This is a genomic window from Arthrobacter globiformis (assembly GCF_046536215.2).
GTDB lineage: Bacteria > Actinomycetota > Actinomycetes > Actinomycetales > Micrococcaceae > Arthrobacter > Arthrobacter globiformis_E.
Genome location: NZ_CM143421.1, coordinates 2,293,979 through 2,315,597, shown reverse-complemented (window position 1 = coordinate 2,315,597; position 21,619 = coordinate 2,293,979). Strand labels below are relative to the sequence as shown.

Here is a 21,619-nt window from a genome sequence, read left to right as displayed (position 1 = left end):
CGGGCGGACGTACGGACTTAGAACGCCACGCAGCGTTAGCCCCGCACGGACTCCAGCTCGTTCGCAATCCGGCGCTCCAGCTCCGACCCGCTGATGGTCTGCGATCCGCCGTGGGCGCGCAGGAACAGCAGCGATTCGAGGCGCAGCCGCCGCCACTCTTTCTCAGCCTCATGGTTGGAGTTGTCGATGGAGCGGAAAATCTCCTTGTCGTACAGGTTCGGCTCATTCAGTGAGCGCTGCCGGACACGGGCCTGCATCCGTGCCTTGAACGGATCCGTCTCCTGGTTGTCCGGCGCCCGGAGCAGCTTCTCGTACACGGCGGCACGGTCCTTGTGCCCCGTCTGCCGGCACACGTAGCTGGACAGCGCGAGCGACGCCTCCACCGAGGCCCAGCGCCCCGGGTTGCCGTCGAAGGGCAGCACGTTCAGCAGGTCGGCCACCGACAGCGACGCCTCGGCGTCCTTGAGCATGATGAACAGCTCGTGCGCGAGGTCGCTCAGGTCCTTCAGGCAGCTGCCCGACTTGGTGTTGATGCCCTTGACCAGTTTGTCGGCCAGCAGCTGCACCCCGACGGAGTCCGGATGGGCCTCCGCCACGGCTTCCACCACGGACTCCGGTGTTCCGGACGGTTCCGGAATGAGGGCCAGGTCTTCGGCGCTCGGGCCGATCACCACCGGGGTGGTGGACGGCAGCGGAGGTACGACGACGGCGGCAGGCGCCGTGCGCGCAGGCTCCCCGGCCGTTTCGTTCCCCACTACCGAAAAGGGAGTGCCGGCGTCGGACCCCCGGGCGTCCGAAGTAGAGGCGGCTGAACGCGGGGCGGTACCGTCCGGCGTCTGGGTATCCGCCGTTCCGGCGCTGTCTGCGGCGCCTTGTTCGACGGCGGCAGCGGGCTTGAGCGCGCCGTTGCTGGCAGCCGCCGCGGACGGAAGGTGGTCAACCGCGGGGGCGGGGATCCGGACGGACGAGCCGGCAGCGATGCGCAGCGTGCCGCCGCCGGTGAGGGTCGCCAGGACGATGGCGGGGCTGCCGAAATCGTCGGTTTCGACTTCCACGGAGTGGATTTCCGCGGTCCGCTGGCCATCCGGCAGGAGAAGGTGGTCGCCCGCCCGCAGAGAGCCCGCCTGCTGTTCGCGGAAGGTCTTGGCAGCTGCAGGGTGGTTCATCGGGAGTCCTTAAGTTCTCTTGCGGTCCGCCCAACAGTCTACAAAGGAGAGGGTGCGAAGTCGGGGAGGCGCGGGCTCCCGGGCGTCAGGCGCCGACGCCGGCGTAGGCCAAAGCCTGCCGCACCAGGGCGCCGCGGCCGCCGGTGAACTCGAGCTGCACGCCGTCGCTGAGCACTTCCTGGGGCGTCATCCAGGTCAGCTCCAGGGCGTCCTGGCGGGGGTCGCATTCGCCGGTCACGGGGATGATGTAGGCCAGCGACACGGCGTGCTGGCGGTCGTCGGTGAAACCGGTGTGCGACGGCGCGGGGAAGTATTCGGCCACGGTGAACGGCACGGGGCTGATGGGGAGCTGGGGAAAGGCCAGCGGGCCAAGGTCTTTTTCCATGTGCCGAAGGAGCGCGGCACGGATGGTCTCGCGGTACAGCACCCGGCCGGAGACAAGGGACCGGACCATGGTGCCGTCCTCGTCCGCCTGCAGGAGTGTGCCCACCTCATTCACGAACCCGAGCGGGTCCAGCCGGACCGGCACCGCTTCGACGTAGACCATGGGGAGCCTGCCTCTGGCTTCGAAGAGATCTTCGTCCGAGAGCCAGCCGGGGTTGGGGTCAGGGGTGCGCACGTTCATGAATCATTTTTACCCCATTGCCGCAGGTCCGGCCGCCGAAGCGTGAGATCCCAACGCTTAGGGGCGGCCAAAGCGGTGAGATCTCGCCACTCGGTGCGCCGCCTCCGGCCCTAGCCGTTACGACGGGCGCCTCGCGGAGATCCAGAGGGGTGCCCGCTGGCCCGGCGCGCCGTCATTGTCCGGGTGGGCAACGTGCAGGGTGCGTCCGAAGGCCTCCTCGGTCAGCGTCACGTCATGTCCCGCGGCCGTCAGGCGGTCCCGCAGTGCGTCAAGATCCCCGGTGTACTCGAACCCCAGGCCCGCATGCGCAGTCCCGGTGCCCGGCCGTGCCATCAGAACGCCGCCGTTCTTGGCGGTGAAGTCGGCGGTTTCGTCGTCGTCCGGGACGGGCCGGAACCGTGCGCCGATGTCCCGCAATGCCTGGGCGGCGGCTGTCACGTCCTCGCTGAACCAGACCTCCACCACGGCCAGCGCCGGATCCGCGTCCGCACAGTTGGCCCCGTGGGCTGCCTTGTCGGCGAAGAAGCTGAAACCGTCCGCGCCGGTGATCCGGCAGGTGTCGCCGTGGTCCGCCCGGACAAGCTCGGCAGAGGAGGTGTCCAATTCCGCGCCGGACTGGTTGGTGCGCCGGGCAAACTCCTCGAGGTCGCCGACCTCCACGCCAAAGTGCGTGACGCCGTCCTCCGCCGCGCCCGGCTCGGCCTGGTGCAGCGCGAGCCGGCCCGCTCCGGCGTCGTATTCCCGCCAGGAGCCCTCATCGGTGGATTTGACCATCCCCAGGTCGGTGAGGAGCCGCTCCCAGGGGTCAACCCGGGACGTGAAGTGGATGGGGCGGACACGAAGCATGCTCTCTCCTCGAACTCGAAACACCAGGATCTTCGAATAAGGCGCCGACATGGCCATGATGCCACGTCTTCAATCGCGCGGCACCGGTTGAATCACAGGACAACCGGGGCAGAATAGCCGCATGGCTGTTGAACTCGAGGAACTGCTGGTGTCCGACGCCGCCGCCTGGCGGACGTGGCTGGAGTCCCACCACGGCGACAGCCCCGGTGTGTGGCTGGTGCTGCACAAGAAAGGCGGGAATGTCACCGAACTCGATTACGACGCCGCCCTTGACGAGGCGCTGTGCTTCGGCTGGATCGACGGCCAGGTCAAAAAGCGCGACGGCGACAGCTACCTTCAGCGGATGACCCGCCGGGGTGCCAAGAGCCCCTGGTCGGAACGGAATGTGGGCCATGTGGCCCGCCTCGAGGCGGAGGGAAAGATGACCGCCCCCGGGCAGGCCGCCGTCGACGCCGCCAAGGCCGACGGCCGCTGGGAGGCCGCCTATGCGGGACCGGCGACGGCGGAGGTCCCGGCGGACCTTGCTGCCGCCATCGCCGCGGTGCCCGAGGCGCAGGCCATGTTCGATGTGCTCACGTCCGTCAACCGCTTCGCGCTGATCTACCGCACCAACTCGGTCAAGCAGGCGTCCACCCGGGAGCGGAAGATCGCCGGATTCGTCGAGATGCTGGCGCGCGGCGAGACGCCATATCCGCAGAAAAAGCGCCCGGTGCAGAACTCCGCTGGCTGAGCATCAGTCCGCCGGGGGGGCTCGTCGAAACGGGCTGCCGGGGCATCGAAAACGCCGTCCGCGCTAAAATTGGAGCCAACCCCCAACACGAACGGCGAACATGCAGCGGTATTCCCTACGCACGCTGGGCCCCCGCGGACGGTGGATTGCGGCGGCCGTGATCCTGGCTCTGGTGTTGTCCGCAGCGACGATCATCGGCCTGGCCAGCCGCTCAAACGACGGCGGAACGCCGGGCGCCGCCGGATCCCAAAGCAACGCACCCCAAAGCAGCGCACCCCAGGGCAGCGGCACGCAGAGTGAAGCCCCGAAATCGTTCAGCAGGCCCGAGGGCGCTTCACAGTTCCGGCCCTCCTACCACCTCACCCCGGCCAAGGAATGGATGAACGATCCGCAGCGGCCCTTCCTGCTGGACGGGGTGTGGCACTACTACTACCTCTACAACGCGGACCACCCCGAGGGGAACGGCACCGAATGGTTCCACGTCACCAGCACGGACCTGGTGCACTGGAAGGACGAAGGCGTTGCCATCCAGAAGTTCAAGAACGGGCTCGGGGACATTGAGACCGGCAGCGCCGTGGTGGACCAGGACAACACGGCCGGCTTCGGCAAGGGCGCCGTCGTCGCCGTTCTGACCCAGCAGGACAAGGGCGTGCAGCGGCAGTCGCTGTTCTACTCCACGGACAAGGGCTACACCTTCAAGGCCGCCGACGGAAATCCGGTCATGGACAACCCCGGCGCGAAGCACTGGCGCGACCCCAAGATCATCCGCGACGAAGCCCGCGGACAGTGGGTCATGGCCCTGGCCGAGGGCGAGAAGATCGGCCTGTACACCTCGAAGGACCTCAAGGACTGGCGCTACGCGTCCGGCTTCGAGCGGAAGGGACTGGGGATCCTCGAATGCCCGGATCTCTTCCAACTGGACGTCGACGGCGACCCCGCCAAGCGCACCTGGGTCCTGGCGGCCAGCGCGAACGGCACCGAAGAAGGCCGGACCACCGGCGTGGCCTATTGGACCGGGACCTTTGACGGGACCACGTTCACGCCCGCGGATGACAAACACCAGTGGCTCGACGCCGGAGCTGACTTCTATGCCGCGGTCACCTGGGATGACCCCCGGCTCCCGGAAAACGAACGGATGGCATCCCGCCACGCCATCGGCTGGCTGAATAACTGGACCTACGCCCGGCAGCTGCCCACCACCGACTGGCAGGGCGGCGCCGACTCGATCGTCCGGGACATCCGGCTGAAAACAGTGGAGGGCCGGCCGGCGCTCGTCTCCACACCGACGCCTGCCCTGTCGGCGCTGGACGGCGAAGCCAAGACGGCGGACAGCCGGGCGCTCACCCCGGAGGGCGCCGGCGGGCTTCCTGCGCCCGCGGGCGGCGCCTACCGGCTGGATGTGACCCTGGAGCGCGCAGCGGGCGACGACGGCACGGAGGCCCTGCTGAAGCTGGGCAATGGCGGGGCGGACTATGCCACGGTGGGCTACAACTTCGAGGCAGGCACGGCGTGGGTGAGCCGGGCGGCAGTGGTTCCCGGCGCTGACGCCCTCGGACCGGTGTTCACGGACCGGAGGAGCGTGCAGAGCCCGCCCCGCAGCGGCAGCGTAGAGCTGACTGTCTTCGTGGACTATTCCTCGGTGGAGGTCTTCGTGAACGGCGGCGAACAGACACTGACCTCCGTGGTGCTGCCGAAGTCCGGGCAGCCGTCGGTCAGCGCCGCCACCGCGGGCGGGAAGCTGACGCTGAAGTCGTTCAAGTACACCTCGCTGGCCACCGCGCTGACGGCTCGCTAAACCTGCCGGACAGGCAAGACGTTAGCGGCCACAGCGCACCGTCAGGCGGACTCGAGCGGGAACGCCACGGCCTCGCCCACCACGCGCAGGCACAGTTCCGTGCCGGGCTGGGCGATGGAGGCGTTCCAGTGCCGGATGGTGATCACTTCGCCGCCGCCGGGATAGCGGTGGTCCGGCATGGTGCCGGCCAGCTTGGGCGGCACGGCGAGCTTGAGCCGGACGGTGGTTTCGGGGCCGAAGTAGTCGGTGTCCACCACCACGCCGCGGATGGGCCCGTCCTCGGCGATCCGGATCTGCTCCGGGCGCAGCATGAGCTGGACTCGTCCCTGCGCGGGCGGACGCCGGACGGGGATCCCGCCCAGCGAGCAGGTGGCCAGCGAGCCTTCCATCCACGCATCGAGGATCACGGCGTCACCCAGGAACTCGGCCGTGGCGCGGTCCGCCGGACGGGTGTACACCACGAACGGGTTGCCGATCTGCGCCAGTTTGCCGCCCCGCATGACGGCCACCTGGTCCGCGAAGGAGAGCGCCTCGGCCTGGTCGTGGGTGACGAGGATGGTGGTCACGCCGGCCTCGTTCAGGACCTTGGCCACCGCCCGCCGGGTGGCGACACGGAGCCCGGCGTCCAGGGCGGAGAACGGCTCGTCCAGCAGCATGAGCTCGGGTTCCCGGGCCAGTGCGCGGGCCAGGGCGACGCGCTGCTGCTGGCCGCCGGAGAGCTGGTGCGGCCGGCGCTTGGCCATGGCGGTGTCCAGCGATACCATCTCGAGGAGTTCGCTGACCCGCGCGTTAACCGCGCGCCGGCCGCCGTCGAGCTTTGCCGCACTGAGCCCGAAGGCGATGTTCTGCCCGACGGTCAGGTGTGGGAACAGGGCACCGTCCTGCGCCACATAGCCGACGTGGCGCTTGTGCGCGGGCTTCCACACGCCGTCGCCCGCCACCGGGGAACCGTTCAGCGAGATGGTGCCGGTGCCCGGGTGTTCAAAGCCGGCGATCAGCCGGAGCAGAGTGGTCTTGCCGGAACCCGAGGGGCCCACAATCGCGGTGGTTCCGCCCTTGGCAACGGACAGGTTGACGCCCTTGAGGACGGCCTGCGGGCCGAAGTTCTTGGTGACGGAGTCGATCTCCAGGTGGCTGTTGGTGCTGGACGCCACGGACGGTGAGATCCGCGGTGCCGGAAGCCTGGATGGGGATTGTTCGGTCACTGTCCCGCTACTTTCTTGGACTGCTGGAAGAGCAAATAGGTCATGGGCGCCGAGATCAGGATCATGAGCAGGGCGTACGGGGCGGCGCCGGCGTAGTCGATTTCGCTGCTCTTGCTCCAGAACTCGGTGGCGAGGGTTTTGGTCCCGTTGGGGGAGAGCAGCAGCGTGGCGGTCAGCTCGTTGGCGATGGCGAGGAAGACCAGCGCCGCGCCGCCGGCCGCTGCGGGGGCGGTGAGCCGGAGCGTCACACGGATGAAGGACAGCAGCGGCGGAGTGCCCAGGGCCTGCGCCGCCTCGTCCAGCTCCTTGGGCGCCTGGGCCAGCCCGGCACGGATGTTCACCAGGGCGCGCGGCAGGAACAGGAGGACATAGGCGGCCACCAGGACGCCCGTCGTCTGGTAGACGCCCGGCAGCAGCCGGATGCTGACCGTGACGAACGCCAGGGCCACCACGATGCCCGGCAGGGAACTCGTCACGTAGTTGGAGAGTTCGAGGGCTTTGCTGAACCAGCTGGCATGCCTGACGGCAAGGTAGGCCATGGGGAAGGCAACAACGGTGGTGGCTGCGGCGCCGGCAAGCCCGTAGAGCAGGGTCTGCCACAGGGCCGGAACGAACTCGTCAGCCGCCCAGATTTCGGCGCCGCCCGCGAAGATCCAGCGCAGCACGAACAGCAGCGGAAGCCCGAAGGCCAGCACGGTCAGGGCAAGGAGAGCCAGCTGGGCAGGCGCCTGGTACACGTGGAGGGGCAGGCGCAGAGCCCTGGCCTGCGCGCCGGAACCGACCCGGGCGTAGCGGGCGGTGCCGCGGCTGCGGACCTCCACGATGAGCAGGATCAGGCAGAAGAACACCAGAACGCTGGCCAGCATGGTGCCGGCCGTGCCGTTGAAGGTGGACTGGTACTGCACCATGATGGCGGTGGTGAACGTGTCGAAGCGGATCATCGCAAAGGCGCCGTACTCGGCCAGCAGGTGCAGCGCCACCAGCAGCGCGCCGCCGGTCATCGCGATCCGCAGCTGGGGCAGGACCACCCGGAAAAACGCCCGCCAGGCCCCCAGGCCGAGGGACGCGGCCGACTGCTCCACGGCGGGATCCAGCCGGCTCAGCGTCGCGGCTGCGGGAATGTAGACCAGCGGGAAGTAGGAGAGGGTAGCGATGAGCACGCCCGAAAACAGGCCGTGCAGCGACGGCACCGCGGAAACCCACGCGTAGCTGTTGACGAAGGCCGGGATGGCCAGCGGGGCGGCGAGCAGCACCGCCCACACCTTCTTCCCGCGGAGGGTGGTCCGTTCCACGAGCCATGCGCCGCCTACGCCCAGGATGAGGCAGAGGGGCACCGTGAGCAGAATCAGGAGCACGGTGTTGAGCAGCAGCTCGCCGACGCGCGGGCGGACAATCAGTTCAATGGCGGTGTCCCAGCCCGTGGCCACGGTCATGAACACGACGTAGCCCAGCGGCAGGAGCGAAAACAGGGCGATCAGCACGGCCAGGATGGCCACCGTTGAAACGCCGAAAGGCGGGCGGGGGCGCTTGCCCCGGCCCGCCGTCGTCGTGCTGCCGGAGGTCTCCGGAGCCGATACTTGCGTGATCACAGAATTAGAGCAGTCCTGCCTTGGTCATCAGTTCGGTGACCTTCTTGGAGTTGAGCTTGGCGGGGTCCACGGTGGGAGCCGCAAGCTCCTTGATCGGGACCAGCTTGTCGTTGGCCGGGACGCCGGAAGCGATGGCGTATTCGAAGGACGTGCCCTTCTGCAGGACTTCCTGGCCCTTCTTGCCGGTGATGAACTTCAGGAAAGCCTGCGCCTTCTCAGCGTTCTTCGACGACTTCAGGACGCCGCCGCCCGAGACCGAGAGGAATGCGCCCGGGTCCTGGTTCTTGAAGTAGTACGGTGTGACGTTGTTGGAGTTCTCGCCGGTCTTGGCCTGGTCGCCGTAGTAGTAGTAGTGGTAGATCAGCGCGGCATCAACCTCGCCGGCGTTCACTGCCTTCATGGCGGTGTTGTTGCCCTTGTAGGCGGTGAAGTTCTCCTTCATGCCCTTCAGCCATGCGTCGGCAGCGGCTTCGCCCTTGAGTTCGACCAGCGCGGAGACGATGGCCTGGAAGTCGGCGCCACTGGGGGAAGCACCCCACTTGCCCTTCCACTCCGGCTTGGCCAGGTCCAGCATGGACTTCGGCAGCTTGTCCTCGGATATCTTGTTCTTGTCGTACACCAGCACGGTGGAGCGGGCGGCGATGCCGGTCCACTTGCCCGTGGAGGGACGGAATTCCGAGGGAACCTGGGCGATGGTGGCCTTGTCCACGTCGGCGAAGAGCCCGGCGTTCTCCACCTGCGCCATTGCGGGGGAGTTCTCTGTCAGGAAGACGTCGGCCGGGGAAGCTGCGCCTTCCTGGATGATCTGGTTGGACATCTCGGTGTCCGAGCCCTGGCGCAGCGTCACCTTGATGCCGGTTTCCGCCGTGAACGCGTCCGCCCATTCCTTGGTGAGGCTTTCGTGCTGGGCGTTGTAGACCGTGATCTCGCCCTTGGCGGGGTCAGCGGAGGGCGAGGCAGCGGGGGAGGTGCTGGAGCCGCAGGCCGACAGGCCGAGGGCTGCGGTGGCGGCGATCGCGATGCCGGCCAGCGCGTTGAGGCGGATCTTCATCAAGGTGCTTCTTTCTGCAAAAGTCTCGTGGGCGAGGCCCTCTGTGAGCTGGGAAAGTTAGGCAAAGCTCACTCGAAAAACTGTAGGTTAGCCAAACCTAAGCACCAAGCGACAAGGGCATTAAGTGATGAGGATCACATCAATTACGAAACTGTTGCGTGTCCTAATTGCCTGCTAATTGCCGGGCCCTTCTGGGGCCAGGTCCAGCGATGCCGCGGCCTCCAGGGCCATCCAGGCCTGAAGCTGGGTGGAAAGTTCGACGGCGGCACCCGGCGGATAGGTGTCGCCCGCCGGCCGCTTGGGCTCGGAAGGGAAAACCGGATACCCTGCCCGGCCGTGCCGGGCCAGGGGTTCGCCAGCTGCGATTAGCCGGCGGCCGGCCCAGAGGGCAGCTGCCGTGCCGGTGACCAGCCCGGCGGCCGTGGTCCGGACGTCCCGCGGCAGCCGCTGGTCGTTGGCGGCCAGCGCCAGGTAGCGGGTGAGGATGCCGGTGAACAGCCCGCCGTCGCCGGTTCCGTCGCAGCGGAGAACCAGTTCGTTGGCGGGTCCTGTTTCCTTGGCGGCGTTTGTCCCACTGGCGGCGGCGCCCGGCAGGGTGAGGTGTATGGCCACCGCACGCACCACGGTTGAGGCGCGTCCCAGGTTGGCGGTGCCGCCGAGTTCCAGCAGGGCGCCCAGGACGGGCCCCTGGTTGTAGGTGTAGATGGCGTCCTCGAGGACGGTCTCCCCGGTGCTGCGGACCCGGATCCCGTCCTGGTAGAGCCCGCGGGCGGGGTCGAACAGCCGTGCATCCAGCCAGTCGAGCAGGGCCTGCGCCCGGGCGGTGTTGCCCGTGCGTGCATAGTAGAGCGCCACGGGGGCTGTTGCCGGGGTGTTCTTGAAGTCCCGCTTGGTGCTCCAGAATGTGCCGCCGCCCAGGTCGTCGGTGGACGCCGAGTCGAACTGCAGCGTCAGGCTCTTGCGGATTCGCTCCTGCCGCCGGGGGCTGGGCCTGCGGCTCTCCTCGGCCAGCCGCTCCAGCCGGAGTGTGGACAGGGCCAGCCATGCCATGTCGTCGTAGTAATGGTTGACGTACGTCAGGAAATTCCGCAGCCGGATGCCGGTGACCAGCCTCGAAGCGAGCTGGCCGGCGCTGGGCCGCGTATCGCCGTCGAACTTTTCCGGCGGGCTGCCCGCTTTGCCGAGCTCGCGAAGGCCGGTGTCTACGAGGCAGTCCAGGTAGTGCGCCTGCCACCAGTAGTGCCACGGGCGGCGGAGGTTTTCGATCCGGCCGGAGGGGCGGGCGGTGGCCGCGATGTGCGTCCCGGGCAGGAAGAACAGCCGCTGGCCAAAGAGGTGCGTCACCGACCGGGCGGCCTCGTCCGCCCGTTCCGCCCAGGCCGCGGCAGGCGCAGAGGCGGCATCCGGGGTGGCGTCTGCGTCTGGCTGGGTCATGGTGCCAGCCTATCGAACCGCTCGCTGCGACCGTGCGGCGCGGGCCCTTGGCAACCGTGCGGCGCGGGTGCATCTGCCGCCTATTTCAGTTAACATTCACTAACTAACGTTCGCGGCCGGGATCCGGACCGCATCGACCGGTTCCGCATCAAGGAGGATGTATGGAGATCGAGGGTTCCGTCGCGCTCATCACGGGCGGTGCATCCGGCCTGGGCGCTGCCACGGCCCGGCGGCTGTTCGACGCCGGCGCTTCCGTGGTGCTCGCCGATCTCGCCTCTTCGGCCGGCGCCGCATACGCCGATGAGCTGAACGCGGCGGGCCCGCGGGGCCTTGCGGGCCATTCGCCGGCAGCCCCCAAGGCGGTTTTCGTTCCCGCGGACGTGACCAGCGAGGACCAGGTGCAGGCCGCCGTCGACGCCGCCGCCGGGCTGGGCCCGCTGCGGATCGTGGTGAACTGCGCGGGCATCGCCACGCCGGGCAAGGTCCTGGGGCGCGACGGCGTGCTGCCGCTGGAAACCTTCCAGCGCGTCATCCAGATCAACCTGGTGGGGACCTTCAACGTGGTCCGGCTGGCCGCCGCCGCGATGGCCGGCACCGAGCCTGCCGTCACCGGGCTCGGCGGGGAGGAGCGCGGCGTCATCATCAACACCGCCTCCGTGGCCGCCTTCGACGGGCAGATCGGCCAGCCTGCCTACGCCGCCTCCAAGGGCGGAGTGGCCGCCATGACGCTGCCGCTGGCCCGCGAACTTGCCCGGTCGCTGATCCGTGTGGTGACCATAGCGCCCGGCATCTTCGAGACGCCGATGATGGCCGGGCTGCCGCAGGAGGCGCAGGAGTCACTGGGCCGGCAGGTGCCCCACCCCTCCCGCCTGGGCCGGCCCGCCGAGTACGCCAACCTCGCCGCGCACATCGTGGAGAACGCGATGCTCAACGGCGAAACCATCCGCCTCGACGGCGCCATCCGGATGGGCCCGAAGTGAGCGGCGCCGGACTTGGCGCGGCCGCGCCGGCGATATCCGCCGTCGACACCCTGCCCACCGCCGACTTCTTCGGCTACGAGTCGCTGCTCAGCGCCTCCGAGCAGCGGAAGCTCGCTGAGTTGCGGGAGTTCCTGGCCGCGGAGATCGCGCCGTTCGCCGGGGACTGGTGGAACAGGGCAGAATTCCCGGCGCACATCCTGCCCAAGCTTGCGGCGCTGGAGCTGAGCACGCCGGCGCAGCGCGGCTACAGCCACCTCTTCGCCGGGCTGGTGATCGCGGAGATGACGCGCGTGGACACGTCCATCGCCACGTTTTTCCTGGTCCACCACGACCTCTTCGTCGAGTCGCTCTACCGCTTCGGCTCCGAGGACCAGCGCCGCCGGTACCTCGCCGACGCCTCGAGCCTCAGGACCACCGGCGCCTTTGCCCTGACCGAACCGGACCACGGCTCGGACGTCGCCGGCGGCATGGAGACCCGGGCGCGCCGGGTTTCCAGCACTACCGGAGAGGCCGACGGCGCCGGGGACTGCTGGGTGCTGAACGGCGCCAAACGGTGGATCGGCAACGGGACGTTCTGCAACTACATGCTGGTGTGGGCCCGGGACGAGGCCGACGGCGCCGTGCGCGGCTTCATCGTGGACGCCACGCTGCCAGGAGTGAGCCGGAGCAGGATCGAGAACAAGATCGCCCTGCGCACGGTGCAGAACGCGGACATCGTGTTCGAGAATGTGCGGGTCGCCGAGGCCGACCGCTTTGCCGGCATCGGCAGCTTCGAGGACACCAACGAGCTGCTCCGCGGTTCACGCATCATGGTGGCCTGGCAGGCGGTGGGGCAGCAGCTGGCCGCGTTCGACGTCGCCCGCCAGTACGCCGTCGAACGCCAGCAGTTCGGCCGTCCGCTGGCGAGGTTCCAGCTCATCCAGCAGCAGCTGGTGTCCATGCTGGGCAACGCCGTGGCGAGCATGGGCATGATGGTCCGCATCGCGCAGTTGCAGGACCACGGTGCCGGGATGGCGCAGGTGGCGCTGGCCAAGTCCTACACGTCGGCGAGGATGCGCGAGACCGTGGCGATGGGCCGGTCCATCCTGGGCGGCAACGGCATCGTCACGGACTACCGGATGGCCAAGGTTTTCGCCGACGCTGAGGCCATCTACACCTACGAGGGCTCGTACGAGATCAACAGCCTGATCGTGGGCCGCGCAGTCACGGGCGTCTCCGCGATCGCCTGACCGTCCTGCCCGGCCATGAGTGGAGCGCGAACGTACACTTGTGGCCCCATTCGAGGCGCGAAATGGGGCCACAAGTGTACGTTCGCGCTTGACGGTCCGTGTCTCAGGAGGCGGGCTGCTTTTCCCCGGCCTCGATCCGGGCGTCCAGGCTGTTGTTCCGCACCGGCATGGGGCACGTGCCGTACGGTGTGAAGGCGCTGGGGTAATTGATGGCGCGGTTGAAGTCCAGCACCAGGGAGCCGTCCGGCCGCGGGCGTGCCGTGGACACCTTGCGCCACTCGTCGGTCGTCTCGCCGTTGGTCTCGTCGTGGAACGTGACGGTCAGGGCGCCGAGCTTCTCCTCCTCGGCCTGGAGCCGGTACTCGTGGTCCTTGCCGGGCAGCCGGAACACCAGTTCGCCGACGCTGCGGTGCACGCCGTCCACCAGCGGGTTGGCGGTGGAAATGGGAACATCCACGGGCTCAGGGTAGGGCTCGAACCTGGCCTCCACCGCAAGGTCGGGCCTGAAGTCGAAGGTGGGCACGCCGTCGAACCCCGTGAACACCGGCGACGAGGAATCCCGGGTGCGGATGGCGTACCTGTCGGCGCGCATCGCCAGTTCCACCACCACCTGCCGGCCGTCGGCGCCGCCGAACTGCACCCACATCAGCGACTCCTCGTCCGCGAGCCGTGCGGTGACCGTCCCGTCCACCGGTTCCCCGGTCTCCACGAGCGTCAGCCCGTCGGACGCCGCTGCGGTGAGTGTCGCCGTCGTGCTGTCCGCCGACCACTGTCCGGGGACGAGGTCGATGGCGGCCGGCTGGCTTTCCAGCCACTGGAACGAGGTGAGGGTGAGCCAGCCGTGTTCTGCCGCGAGGGCTGTGTTGCGGCCTTTCCGGAAGCGGTGCCAGCGCTCGAGCTGGGCGTCTGCTGTGGTGCTCATGTGTCCTCCAACGGGTGTGGTCAGCGTAGGGGTCAACTTCGTGCCGGGCCACTTCATTCCGCCGGCCGGGCGGGCGGCGTAGCCTTGGTGAAGGGCCCCGTTCCGGCGGATCCGGGGGCCAGGTTCCAGGTGCAGCGCCCTAAATACAGCGACCGGCCGCTCCGGTTCAAGGGCCTGACAACATCTGAGACATATTCCCGGGCTGCGGCCGGCTGCGGGTAACATCCCATAGGAACAGTAACCCGGCTCACAGTATCCAGCGCAGTGTACGAGCCAAAGTCAAACACTCGAAAGATAGTTTCCATGGCTGACACTGCAATGAATTCCGAAACAGATCTCGCCGCCGAACTCCGCGCGGATGTTCGCCGCGTCTCCACCCTGCTGGGCGAATCCCTGGTCCGCCAGCACGGCCCCGAACTCCTTGACCTCGTGGAGCAGGTCCGCCTGCTCACCAAGGAATCCAAGGAGGCCGCCCGGGGCGGCGCGGACGCCACCGGACCGTGGAGCGCGCACGACGTCGTTGCCCAGGTACGCGAGCTGCTCGCCTCCCTGCCGCTCGAACAGGCGACTGATCTGGTCCGTGCCTTCGCCTTCTACTTCCACCTCGCCAACGCCGCCGAGCAGGTCCACCGGGTCCGCCGGCTGCGCACCCGGCAGGAGAAGGACGGCTGGCTGGCCAAGGCCGTCGAGGACATCGCGGGGCAGGCCGGCCCGGCGGTGCTGCAGGAAGTCGTCAACGAACTCGATGTGCGGCCGATCTTCACCGCGCACCCCACCGAGGCATCCCGCCGTTCCGTGCTGGACAAGATCCGCAAGCTCTCCGACGTCCTGGCCCAGCCCACCGAGGAAGGCACCAGCGCCCGGCGCCGGCAGGACCGCCAGCTGTCCGAAATGATCGACCAGATGTGGCAGACGGACGAACTGCGCCAGGTCCGGCCCACACCGGTCGACGAGGCCCGCAACGCCATCTACTACCTCAACAGCATCCTGACGGACGCGCTGCCGGAGATGCTCACAGACTTCTCGGAGCTCCTCGGCGAGCACGGCGTCGCGCTGCCGGCCCAGAACGCCCCGATCCGGTTCGGTTCCTGGATCGGCGGTGACCGCGACGGCAACCCCAACGTCACCGCGGCCGTGACCCACGAGATCCTGCAGCTGCAGAACCAGAACGCGGTGCGGATCAGCATCGCCATGATCGACGAGCTCATCTCGATCCTGTCCAACTCCACCGCGCTCGCCGGAGCGGACCAGGCGCTGCTTGATTCGATCGACGCCGACCTCGCGAAGCTGCCCGGCCTGGACCGCCGCATCCTGGAACTCAACGCCCAGGAGCCCTACCGGCTGAAGCTGACCTGCATCAAGGCCAAGCTCATCAACACCGGCAAGCGCGTCGCCGCCGGGGCCAAGCACCAGCCGGGCCGCGACTACACCTCCACCGAGGACCTCATCGGCGAACTCGAGCTGCTGGAGCTGTCCCTGCGCAACCACTCGGCGTCCCTGGCCGCGGACGGCGCGCTGGCACGCGTCCGCCGGGCCATCGCCTCCTTCGGCCTGCACCTGGCCACCCTCGACATCCGCGAGCATGCAGACCACCACCATGACGCCGTCGGGCAGCTCATGGACCGCCTCGGCGGCCCCGGCATCCGGTACGCCGAGCTGACCCGGGAAGAGCGGCTCGAGGTCCTGAGCGCCGAGCTCGCCTCCCGCCGGCCGCTGTCCGGCCACCCGATCAAGCTCGACGGCGCCGCAGACGGCACGTACGACGTCTTCCGGGAGATCCGCCGCGCCCTGCGGACCTACGGCCCGGACGTCATCGAGACCTACATCATCTCCATGACCCGCGGCGCCGACGACGTCCTGGCCGCCGCGGTCCTGGCGCGCGAGGCCGGCCTGGTCAGCCTCTTCGGCGACGCCCCGTACGCCAAGATCGGCTTCGCCCCGCTGCTGGAAACCGTGGAGGAGCTGCGCGCCTCGGCCGAGATCGTGGACCAGCTGCTGTCCGACCCCTCCTACCGCGAGCTGGTCCGGCTGCGCGGGGACGTCCAGGAGGTCATGCTCGGCTACTCGGACTCCAACAAGGAATCCGGCGTGATGACCAGCCAGTGGGAAATCCACAAGACCCAGCGCAAGCTGCGCGACATTGCCACCAAACACGGCGTCCGCGTGCGCCTGTTCCACGGCCGCGGCGGTTCCGTGGGCCGCGGCGGCGGACCCACCTACGACGCCATCATGGCCCAGCCGAACGGCGTCCTCGAGGGCGAAATCAAGTTCACCGAGCAGGGCGAGGTCATCTCGGACAAGTACTCCCTGCCGGAACTTGCCCGCGAAAACCTGGAGCTGTCCCTCGCCGCAGTGCTGCAGGGGTCCGCCCTGCACCGCACGCCGCGCACCTCGGACGACCAGCGCGAGCGGTTCGGCCACGTCATGGAGACCATCTCCGACGCCGCGTTCGCCCGCTACCGCAGCCTCATCGACCACCCGGACCTGCCGGCGTACTTCCTGGCCTCGACGCCGGTGGAGCAGCTCGGTTCCCTGAACATCGGCTCCCGCCCGTCCAAGCGCCCGGACTCCGGTGCCGGGCTGGGCGGCCTCCGGGCCATCCCGTGGGTGTTCGGCTGGACCCAGTCGCGGCAGATCGTGCCGGGCTGGTTCGGCGTCGGCTCCGGACTGAAGGCAGCCCGGGATGCCGGGAACTCCGCCCAGCTTGTGGAGATGATGCACGGCTGGCACTTCTTCCGCTCGGTGCTGTCCAACGTGGAGATGACCCTCGCCAAGACGGACATGGAGATCGCGAGCTACTACGTGGACACCCTGGTCCCGGAGGAACTGCACCACCTCTTCCGCGCCATCCGCGACGAGTACGAGCTCACCGTCTCCGAAATCCAGAACCTCACCGGCGAAAACGTGCTGCTGGACGCCCAGCCCACGCTCAAGCGGTCCCTGGAAATCCGTGACCAGTACCTCGACCCGATCAGCTACCTCCAGGTGGAACTGCTCCGCCGCGTGCGTGCCGAGGGTGCCAGCATTACCGGCGGCGAGATCGACGAGCGCCTGCAGCGGGCCATGCTCATCACCGTCAACGGGGTGGCGGCAGGCCTCCGCAACACCGGGTAGCCCTGGGACGCGCTCTCACTTCCCGCAGGTTTCCCCCAAACGCTCTCGCACCGAAAAAGTTCGGTGCGAGAGCGTTTGCGTTTGGGTGGCAGGGAGTGAGAGAGCGTCGTGGGAAAAGCCGCAGGACGTGAGAGAGCGTCGTGGGAAAAGCCGCAGGACGTGAGAGGGCGTCAGCTGCCGTAGTGGACCACAATGGTCCGGCGGGGCGAGATGCTGGGGGAGCCGTCGCCGTCGTCGGAGTAGGCCACGGTGCTCACGCGCACGCCGTAGAGTGCGGACAGCTGGGCGTCGGTCAGCAGCTCCGCGGCCGGGCCCGTCCGCACGCCGCCGGAGCCCAGCAGGACCACACGGTCGGCCAGGTGCAGGGCGTGGTCGGGATGGTGGGTGCTCAGGAGCAGGGCCATGCCGTCGGCCATCAGTTCGCGCAGCAGCGTCAGGACGCGGGCCTGGTTCTTGAGGTCCAGGCCGGTGGCGGGCTCGTCCAGCACCAGGATGGGCGAGCCGGCGGCGATGGCCCGGGCGATCAGGACCAGCTGCTGCTCGCCGCCGCTCAGTGTGGGGAACCGCCGGTCCCGCAGCCCGGCTGCGCCCACCCGCTCCATCGCCTCCAGTGCTGCATCGTGGTCGGTCGGCCCGGGTGTCCGGAACACGCCAACGTGCCGTGCCCGCCCCATCAGGACCATGTCCAGCGCCCGGTAGGCAAAGGCGCTGCCGTGGGCCTGCGGCACGTAGCCGGCGCTTTCGCTCCGCCGGACGGTCCCCTCCTGCGGGTCCAGCAACCCTGCGGCGCAGCGCACCAGCGTGGTCTTGCCGCTCCCGTTGGGGCCCAGCACGGCGGTGGCGGTTCCCGGTGGCACGCGGAAGCTGACGCCGCGGAACACCCAGTCCCGGGACGAGTAGCCGAAGCCCACGCTGTCGAGTTCAAGCACTGTCCCAGACCTTCTCCCGGTTCCGGCGCAGGAGCAGGAAGAACACCGGCGCGCCGATCAGCGCCGTGAGGACGCCGAGCGGGATCTCCCCGGCGGTGGCCGTGCGCGCGATGGTGTCCACCAGGACGATGTAGGCGCCGCCCAGCAGGAAGGACACGGGCAAGAGGACGCGGTGGTCCGGGCCCACCCACATCCGGGCCAGGTGCGGGATCACCAGGCCCACCCAGCTGACGGCGCCGCTGACTGCCACCGCCCCGGCCACAATCAGGGCCACCGCCACGAGCACCACCCAGCGGAGCGGGCGGGGACGCACACCCAGCGCCGCCGCGTCCTCGTCGCCGAGGGACAGCACGTTGATCCGCCAGCGCAGGGCCACGAGGACGGCTGCCCCGCCGAGGACAGGGATGAGGGCCACGGCGACTTTGGCAAAAGTTGCCGTGGAGACGCTGCCGAGCAGCCAGAAGACGATGGCCGGCAACGTGGTGTTGGGGTCCGCAATGTAGGTCACCAGGGCCACCAGGGCAGAGAAGAAGGACCCGGTGACCACGCCGCCCAGCACGATCATGAGCATCGGCGTCCCGGCGCGGCCCGAGGTGATGAGGAACAGGGTCCCGAGGGCCAGCAGCCCGCAGGCAAAGGAACCGCCGACCAGCAGGAACGGACCCAGGCCGAGCAGCAGCGCCAGAGCACCGCCGAAGGACGCGCCGGCGGACACCCCGATGATCTCCGGGCTGACCAGGGGATTGCGGAAAATGGCCTGCAGGGCGGCGCCGCCGATCGCCAGGCCGCCGCCCACCAGCAAGGCGAGCAGCACCCGGGGCAGCCGGACCAGCAGCACCACATTCTGTTCGGTGCCGCTGGCCTGGACCGGAACCGGGGCGAGTTGGGCGGCCAGGATCTGGACCACGTGGTCCAGCGGCACGCTGTACCGCCCCACCGCCAGTGCCAGCAGCGCCACAGCGGCAAGGAAGCAGGCAGTTAAGGCGACGGGAACGACGACGGCGGGCTCCCGCCGTCGTTCTCCCACCGCCCGTTTCCCTGCGTCTGGTTTTACGGCGTCTGGTTGTATGGCGCCGCCCGGGGCAGCAAAAGGGCCCGCCCGCGGCAGTGCCGGCCGCGGCCGCGGCCGCCTCCGCAAGCGCGGGGAACCGGCCTCATCAAGCATCGAACTGCCGGTAGTTGGCGGACTGCCCGTTCTCCTCAGCCCAGAGGATCTTGTCCAGTTCAGCCTTCGTGAGCTCGTGGTTGTACAGGAACCTGAAGTATTCGGATGCCGTGCTCCGCACCGCCGATTTCTGCTGCGGGAAGGCGATGTCACCCAGCCAGTGCCACATCAGCGGAGACTCCTGCCCGGGCGGATCCCAGCGGTAGCCGCCCAGCGGGACCTTGTACACGCGCTTCGACTGGACCGCGGACACGTTCTGCCACACCGGGTCGCTGTAGATGTCCTGCGGCATGGCGGCGTCGAAGTTGCCCAGCAGGATGACCTCCGGGTCCCAGCGCAGCACCTGCTCGATGTCCACGCCCACCATGCCGGAGCCGGTGAGCGGGTCCTTGCCGGTTGGCGGGTTGGAGCCACCCACCAGCTTGATGTAGAAGTCGTTGTAGCTGTTGGCGCCGGCAACCTTGAGCCCGCCCGTGAAGCGGTTGAAGTACAGGATGCTCGGGCCCTTGGACCTGCGCCCGGCGGCCAGGGACTTGACCTCGGCGAGCTCCCGGTCGCTGCGGGTTTTGAGCTCGGTGGCACGGTCGGGCTTGCCGAGCATGGTGGCGAACATGCTGACCCAGGCGTCCACATCCTCCTGGGTTCCGGAGTTCTTCAGCCCCAGCACCTGAAGTCCTGCCTTCTCCAGGGGCTCGATGAGCTGCGCGTCCGACCATTGCACCACCACGTCCGGGTTGAGGGCCCGGATGCTTTCAACGTTGGCGGTGAAGTCCTGGGTGGCGATGTCGTGCGGGAGGCCCAGGGCGGCGGGAAACATGGTGCCCATGATGCCGTCGCGCATGGCCACCCAGGAGGCGTTGTGCATGGCCGCGAGATGGTCGGCGCTGCGGTCGACCGCCACCAGCAGGGACGCCGACGGCATCGGGATGGTCACCACCCGGGCAACCGGCCGGGCGAAGGACAGGGTTTTGCCGCGCTGGTCCATGAGGCTGATGCTGTTGGCGCCGCCGGAAGGGGACGACGGCGGTGCGGTGCCGGATGCACCGCACCCGGCCAGCAGGGCGGCGGAGCCGCCTGCAATAAACACCTGGAGGGCGGCGCGGCGGTTAAGGTCTGCAGCTGTCATCGTTGACTCCCTGCGAGTGGGTCCTCACAGCATCCGCTTCGGCGGCAGGGCTGTCAACGCCTCCGCCGGCGTGCGTGGAGCCGGGGTGCGGGGGAGTTGCCGACGGCGGGCTGTCCCTCGTGGGTGCCATGTTCCCTTGTCGGCGTCAGGGCCCGGTGCTACTTTCAGAAGACGCTCGCAGAAGGTGGCCACGGGATGGTTATCGATGGTGCCCAGTTGTTCGTCCGCTATGCCTATCCGCCCAATTCACGCGGGAGCTGCGGGCCGCCCGACAGTGACGCCCTGCTGCACTACGGGCAGTCCGGCGTCACGGACCAGGGGCTCCGCGAACTGGCCAAGGGCTTTGCCGGGGCGTGGCCCTACCTCGAACTGATCGCGGGGTCGCACAGCATTGCCGATCCGCTCGATGCCCGCGTGGTGGAGGCCTACTGGGTGGGCAACAGCCTGCTGGATTCCGTCGGCATCACGAACATCGGCAACTCCATGGAGGACCGCTTCCGGGCGCGCACCGGCCGGCAGTTCCCGCATCTGGTGGAAGGCGTGCTGGCGGGCGGGGTCCCGCACCACAGTTTCCACGTGTTCGAGATCTACCCATGGCTGAGCCTGCTGCGCGACGAACGGCGGCACGCCACCGCGCTGAACGTGCTGGACAGATGCCGGATCCGCTGGGGACAGGTGCTCGCAATCACGGGAGACGACGCCGTCGTGCGCTCGCGGCCCCTGGTGTGGGACGGCACGGCCCTGGACATCGGGGAGCCGATAGTGGAATCGGCCAAGTTTGCCGTCAACGGGACGGGCTTCGTGGAAGGGCTCGCAGTGGGCGACGTCGTCTCACTCCACTGGGACTGGGTGTGTGACCGCCTCTCGGCCCACCAGCTGCAGCAGCTGAAGCACTTTACGGCCCGTCACCTGCGGATCGCCAACAGCGGCGTGGAGCACCGCGGGGCGGCCATAGCGCTCGAGCATTAGCGCCGAACTTCAACGGCAGAGAACCTGGCCTCGCGTCCGGACCAGGCGACTCGGGCCAGGCGATTCCGGCCCGGGCCGCCGGCTACGGTGCCTGCAGCCTGCAGTGATAGCGGCCTACGGTGACTGCGGTGCGGCGCCGTCGGGATGTTCGGGGCTCTTCACGGCGGTGGCATCCCGGGCGGACGACTCGCCCGCCGGCCTGCCGGCAGGGGATTCGTCGGTTCCCGTGTGCTCGCGCCCCGCCTCGGAGCCCTCCTCCTTGATGACGTCCTCGCCCCGGCGGGTGGTGCTGACGCCGACGCCGGCCGGTGGCGGTGCGGCGTCCTCCGGGGTTTCGTCTGCTCCGGGCTGGGCTGGTTCCTTCAGCGGCGGTTCGCTGCCGAACGCCCGCGCCGTACCTGGTGCCGTGCCCTCGTCCTTGGCCCTGCCGTCGGAATCAGGCTGGTTCGTGGGTGACATGCTGTTCTCCTTGTGGTGGTTGTGCCGGCTCGGGTCCGGGCGGGGTGTCCGCCGGGCGGCCCATCAGTTCCAGTCCGTCCATGGCCTGTTCCGCGCCCGCGGCGTCCACGCGTTCCAGCGCGAAGCCCATGTGGATCAGGACCCAGGTGCCGGGTTCCAGGGGGCCCTCATCCAGCAGCCCGATGTTGATTTTCCGCTGCACTCCGGCCACATCGGCCAGTGCGAGCTGACCGCCGTAGCCCTCGAGGAGCTCGACGACCCTGCCGGGGATTCCGAGGCACATGT

General features: G+C 68.7%; 19 protein-coding genes. 6 read left to right on the top strand and 13 right to left on the bottom strand.

The window, feature by feature from the left end; genetic code table 11:
• Positions 1–35: 35 nt before the first annotated feature.
• From R5O87_RS10305 to R5O87_RS10295, 3 genes are all read right to left on the bottom strand, one after another.
• On the bottom strand, positions 36–1,166 hold the full coding sequence (locus R5O87_RS10305; RefSeq protein WP_410555218.1) for a DUF6707 family protein: 1,131 nt from the start codon (positions 1,164–1,166) through the stop codon (positions 36–38).
• Between the two features lie 85 nt (positions 1,167–1,251).
• Positions 1,252–1,791 (bottom strand): NUDIX hydrolase family protein, encoded by a 540-nt coding sequence (locus tag R5O87_RS10300; protein ID WP_331571980.1) that lies wholly within the window; start codon positions 1,789–1,791, stop codon positions 1,252–1,254.
• A 117-nt stretch (positions 1,792–1,908) separates the two neighbouring features.
• Positions 1,909–2,637: a VOC family protein gene (locus R5O87_RS10295; protein ID WP_410555217.1), complete on the bottom strand. Its 729-nt coding sequence runs from the start codon at positions 2,635–2,637 to the stop codon at positions 1,909–1,911.
• A gap of 121 nt (positions 2,638–2,758) precedes the next feature.
• Here R5O87_RS10295 and R5O87_RS10290 point away from each other — a divergent pair, with 121 nt between their 5' ends.
• Together R5O87_RS10290 and R5O87_RS10285 are read left to right on the top strand one after the other, a co-directional pair.
• A complete protein-coding gene (locus tag R5O87_RS10290) occupies positions 2,759–3,367 on the top strand; it encodes a YdeI/OmpD-associated family protein (protein ID WP_410555216.1) in 609 nt (202 codons plus the stop codon).
• Positions 3,368–3,467: 100 nt separating this feature from the next.
• Entirely contained in the window at positions 3,468–5,162 is a 1,695-nt protein-coding gene (locus R5O87_RS10285; RefSeq protein WP_410555215.1) for a glycoside hydrolase family 32 protein, read from the top strand.
• A gap of 41 nt (positions 5,163–5,203) precedes the next feature.
• Here the strand turns inward: R5O87_RS10285 and R5O87_RS10280 are convergent, their stop codons facing one another.
• The 4 genes from R5O87_RS10280 to R5O87_RS10265 all read right to left on the bottom strand — a co-directional run bounded on the left by R5O87_RS10280 (position 5,204) and on the right by R5O87_RS10265 (position 10,441).
• On the bottom strand, positions 5,204–6,367 hold the full coding sequence (locus R5O87_RS10280) for an ABC transporter ATP-binding protein (RefSeq protein WP_410555214.1): 1,164 nt from the start codon (positions 6,365–6,367) through the stop codon (positions 5,204–5,206).
• Complete coding sequence (locus tag R5O87_RS10275) at positions 6,364–7,956, bottom strand: ABC transporter permease (RefSeq protein ID WP_410555213.1); 1,593 nt, start codon at positions 7,954–7,956, stop codon at positions 6,364–6,366. The genes R5O87_RS10280 and R5O87_RS10275 overlap by 4 nt, the downstream gene beginning before the upstream one ends.
• A 4-nt stretch (positions 7,957–7,960) precedes the next feature.
• Positions 7,961–9,007, bottom strand: coding sequence for an iron ABC transporter substrate-binding protein (locus R5O87_RS10270; protein WP_410555212.1), 1,047 nt, complete (start codon positions 9,005–9,007; stop codon positions 7,961–7,963).
• 174 nt (positions 9,008–9,181) lie between these two features.
• A complete protein-coding gene (locus R5O87_RS10265; protein WP_410555211.1) occupies positions 9,182–10,441 on the bottom strand; it encodes a glycoside hydrolase family 76 protein in 1,260 nt (419 codons plus the stop codon).
• Between the two features lie 161 nt (positions 10,442–10,602).
• Between R5O87_RS10265 and R5O87_RS10260 the strand changes: the two genes are divergently transcribed.
• Together R5O87_RS10260 and R5O87_RS10255 are read left to right on the top strand one after the other, a co-directional pair.
• Entirely contained in the window at positions 10,603–11,421 is an 819-nt protein-coding gene (locus tag R5O87_RS10260; RefSeq protein WP_410555210.1) for an SDR family NAD(P)-dependent oxidoreductase, read from the top strand.
• Positions 11,422–11,453: 32 nt separating this feature from the next.
• Positions 11,454–12,650, top strand: coding sequence for an acyl-CoA dehydrogenase family protein (locus R5O87_RS10255; protein WP_410555254.1), 1,197 nt, complete (start codon positions 11,454–11,456; stop codon positions 12,648–12,650).
• A 103-nt stretch (positions 12,651–12,753) separates the two neighbouring features.
• Here the strand turns inward: R5O87_RS10255 and R5O87_RS10250 are convergent, their stop codons facing one another.
• A complete protein-coding gene (locus R5O87_RS10250) occupies positions 12,754–13,572 on the bottom strand; it encodes a DUF1684 domain-containing protein (RefSeq protein WP_410555209.1) in 819 nt (272 codons plus the stop codon).
• A 303-nt stretch (positions 13,573–13,875) separates the two neighbouring features.
• Here R5O87_RS10250 and ppc point away from each other — a divergent pair, with 303 nt between their 5' ends.
• Entirely contained in the window at positions 13,876–16,686 is a 2,811-nt protein-coding gene (gene ppc / locus R5O87_RS10245; RefSeq protein WP_410555208.1) for a phosphoenolpyruvate carboxylase, read from the top strand.
• 170 nt (positions 16,687–16,856) lie between these two features.
• On the opposite strand, the gene R5O87_RS10240 is transcribed toward ppc, so the two are convergent.
• From R5O87_RS10240 to R5O87_RS10230, 3 genes are all read right to left on the bottom strand, one after another.
• The gene (locus R5O87_RS10240; RefSeq protein ID WP_410555207.1) at positions 16,857–17,615 is read right to left on the bottom strand and encodes an ABC transporter ATP-binding protein; all 759 of its coding nucleotides are present in this window, start codon (positions 17,613–17,615) and stop codon (positions 16,857–16,859) included.
• Complete coding sequence (locus R5O87_RS10235) at positions 17,608–18,642, bottom strand: FecCD family ABC transporter permease (RefSeq protein WP_410555206.1); 1,035 nt, start codon at positions 18,640–18,642, stop codon at positions 17,608–17,610. Before R5O87_RS10235 ends, R5O87_RS10240 begins: the two co-directional genes overlap by 8 nt.
• 130 nt (positions 18,643–18,772) lie before the next feature.
• On the bottom strand, positions 18,773–19,906 hold the full coding sequence (locus tag R5O87_RS10230; RefSeq protein WP_410555205.1) for an ABC transporter substrate-binding protein: 1,134 nt from the start codon (positions 19,904–19,906) through the stop codon (positions 18,773–18,775).
• 195 nt (positions 19,907–20,101) lie between these two features.
• Here R5O87_RS10230 and R5O87_RS10225 point away from each other — a divergent pair, with 195 nt between their 5' ends.
• The gene (locus R5O87_RS10225; protein ID WP_410555204.1) at positions 20,102–20,875 is read left to right on the top strand and encodes a DUF6390 family protein; all 774 of its coding nucleotides are present in this window, start codon (positions 20,102–20,104) and stop codon (positions 20,873–20,875) included.
• 114 nt (positions 20,876–20,989) lie between these two features.
• Here the strand turns inward: R5O87_RS10225 and R5O87_RS10220 are convergent, their stop codons facing one another.
• Together R5O87_RS10220 and R5O87_RS10215 are read right to left on the bottom strand one after the other, a co-directional pair.
• On the bottom strand, positions 20,990–21,334 hold the full coding sequence (locus tag R5O87_RS10220) for a hypothetical protein (RefSeq protein WP_410555203.1): 345 nt from the start codon (positions 21,332–21,334) through the stop codon (positions 20,990–20,992).
• Positions 21,312–21,617 (bottom strand): HypC/HybG/HupF family hydrogenase formation chaperone, encoded by a 306-nt coding sequence (locus R5O87_RS10215; protein ID WP_410555202.1) that lies wholly within the window; start codon positions 21,615–21,617, stop codon positions 21,312–21,314. The genes R5O87_RS10220 and R5O87_RS10215 overlap by 23 nt, the downstream gene beginning before the upstream one ends.
• Positions 21,618–21,619: the final 2 nt, after the last annotated feature.

Coding starts and splice junctions, on each gene's coding strand:
- R5O87_RS10305 (WP_410555218.1), bottom strand. CDS start 1,166: ATGAACCACCCTGCAGCTGCCAAGACCTTCCGCGAACAGCAGGCGGGC.
- R5O87_RS10300 (WP_331571980.1), bottom strand. CDS start 1,791: ATGAACGTGCGCACCCCTGACCCCAACCCCGGCTGGCTCTCGGACGAA.
- R5O87_RS10295 (WP_410555217.1), bottom strand. CDS start 2,637: ATGCTTCGTGTCCGCCCCATCCACTTCACGTCCCGGGTTGACCCCTGG.
- R5O87_RS10290 (WP_410555216.1), top strand. CDS start 2,759: ATGGCTGTTGAACTCGAGGAACTGCTGGTGTCCGACGCCGCCGCCTGG.
- R5O87_RS10285 (WP_410555215.1), top strand. CDS start 3,468: ATGCAGCGGTATTCCCTACGCACGCTGGGCCCCCGCGGACGGTGGATT.
- R5O87_RS10270 (WP_410555212.1), bottom strand. CDS start 9,007: ATGAAGATCCGCCTCAACGCGCTGGCCGGCATCGCGATCGCCGCCACC.
- R5O87_RS10265 (WP_410555211.1), bottom strand. CDS start 10,441: ATGACCCAGCCAGACGCAGACGCCACCCCGGATGCCGCCTCTGCGCCT.
- R5O87_RS10260 (WP_410555210.1), top strand. CDS start 10,603: ATGGAGATCGAGGGTTCCGTCGCGCTCATCACGGGCGGTGCATCCGGC.
- R5O87_RS10250 (WP_410555209.1), bottom strand. CDS start 13,572: ATGAGCACCACAGCAGACGCCCAGCTCGAGCGCTGGCACCGCTTCCGG.
- ppc (WP_410555208.1), top strand. CDS start 13,876: ATGGCTGACACTGCAATGAATTCCGAAACAGATCTCGCCGCCGAACTC.
- R5O87_RS10230 (WP_410555205.1), bottom strand. CDS start 19,906: ATGACAGCTGCAGACCTTAACCGCCGCGCCGCCCTCCAGGTGTTTATT.
- R5O87_RS10225 (WP_410555204.1), top strand. CDS start 20,102: ATGGTTATCGATGGTGCCCAGTTGTTCGTCCGCTATGCCTATCCGCCC.
- R5O87_RS10220 (WP_410555203.1), bottom strand. CDS start 21,334: ATGTCACCCACGAACCAGCCTGATTCCGACGGCAGGGCCAAGGACGAG.
- R5O87_RS10215 (WP_410555202.1), bottom strand. CDS start 21,617: ATGTGCCTCGGAATCCCCGGCAGGGTCGTCGAGCTCCTCGAGGGCTAC.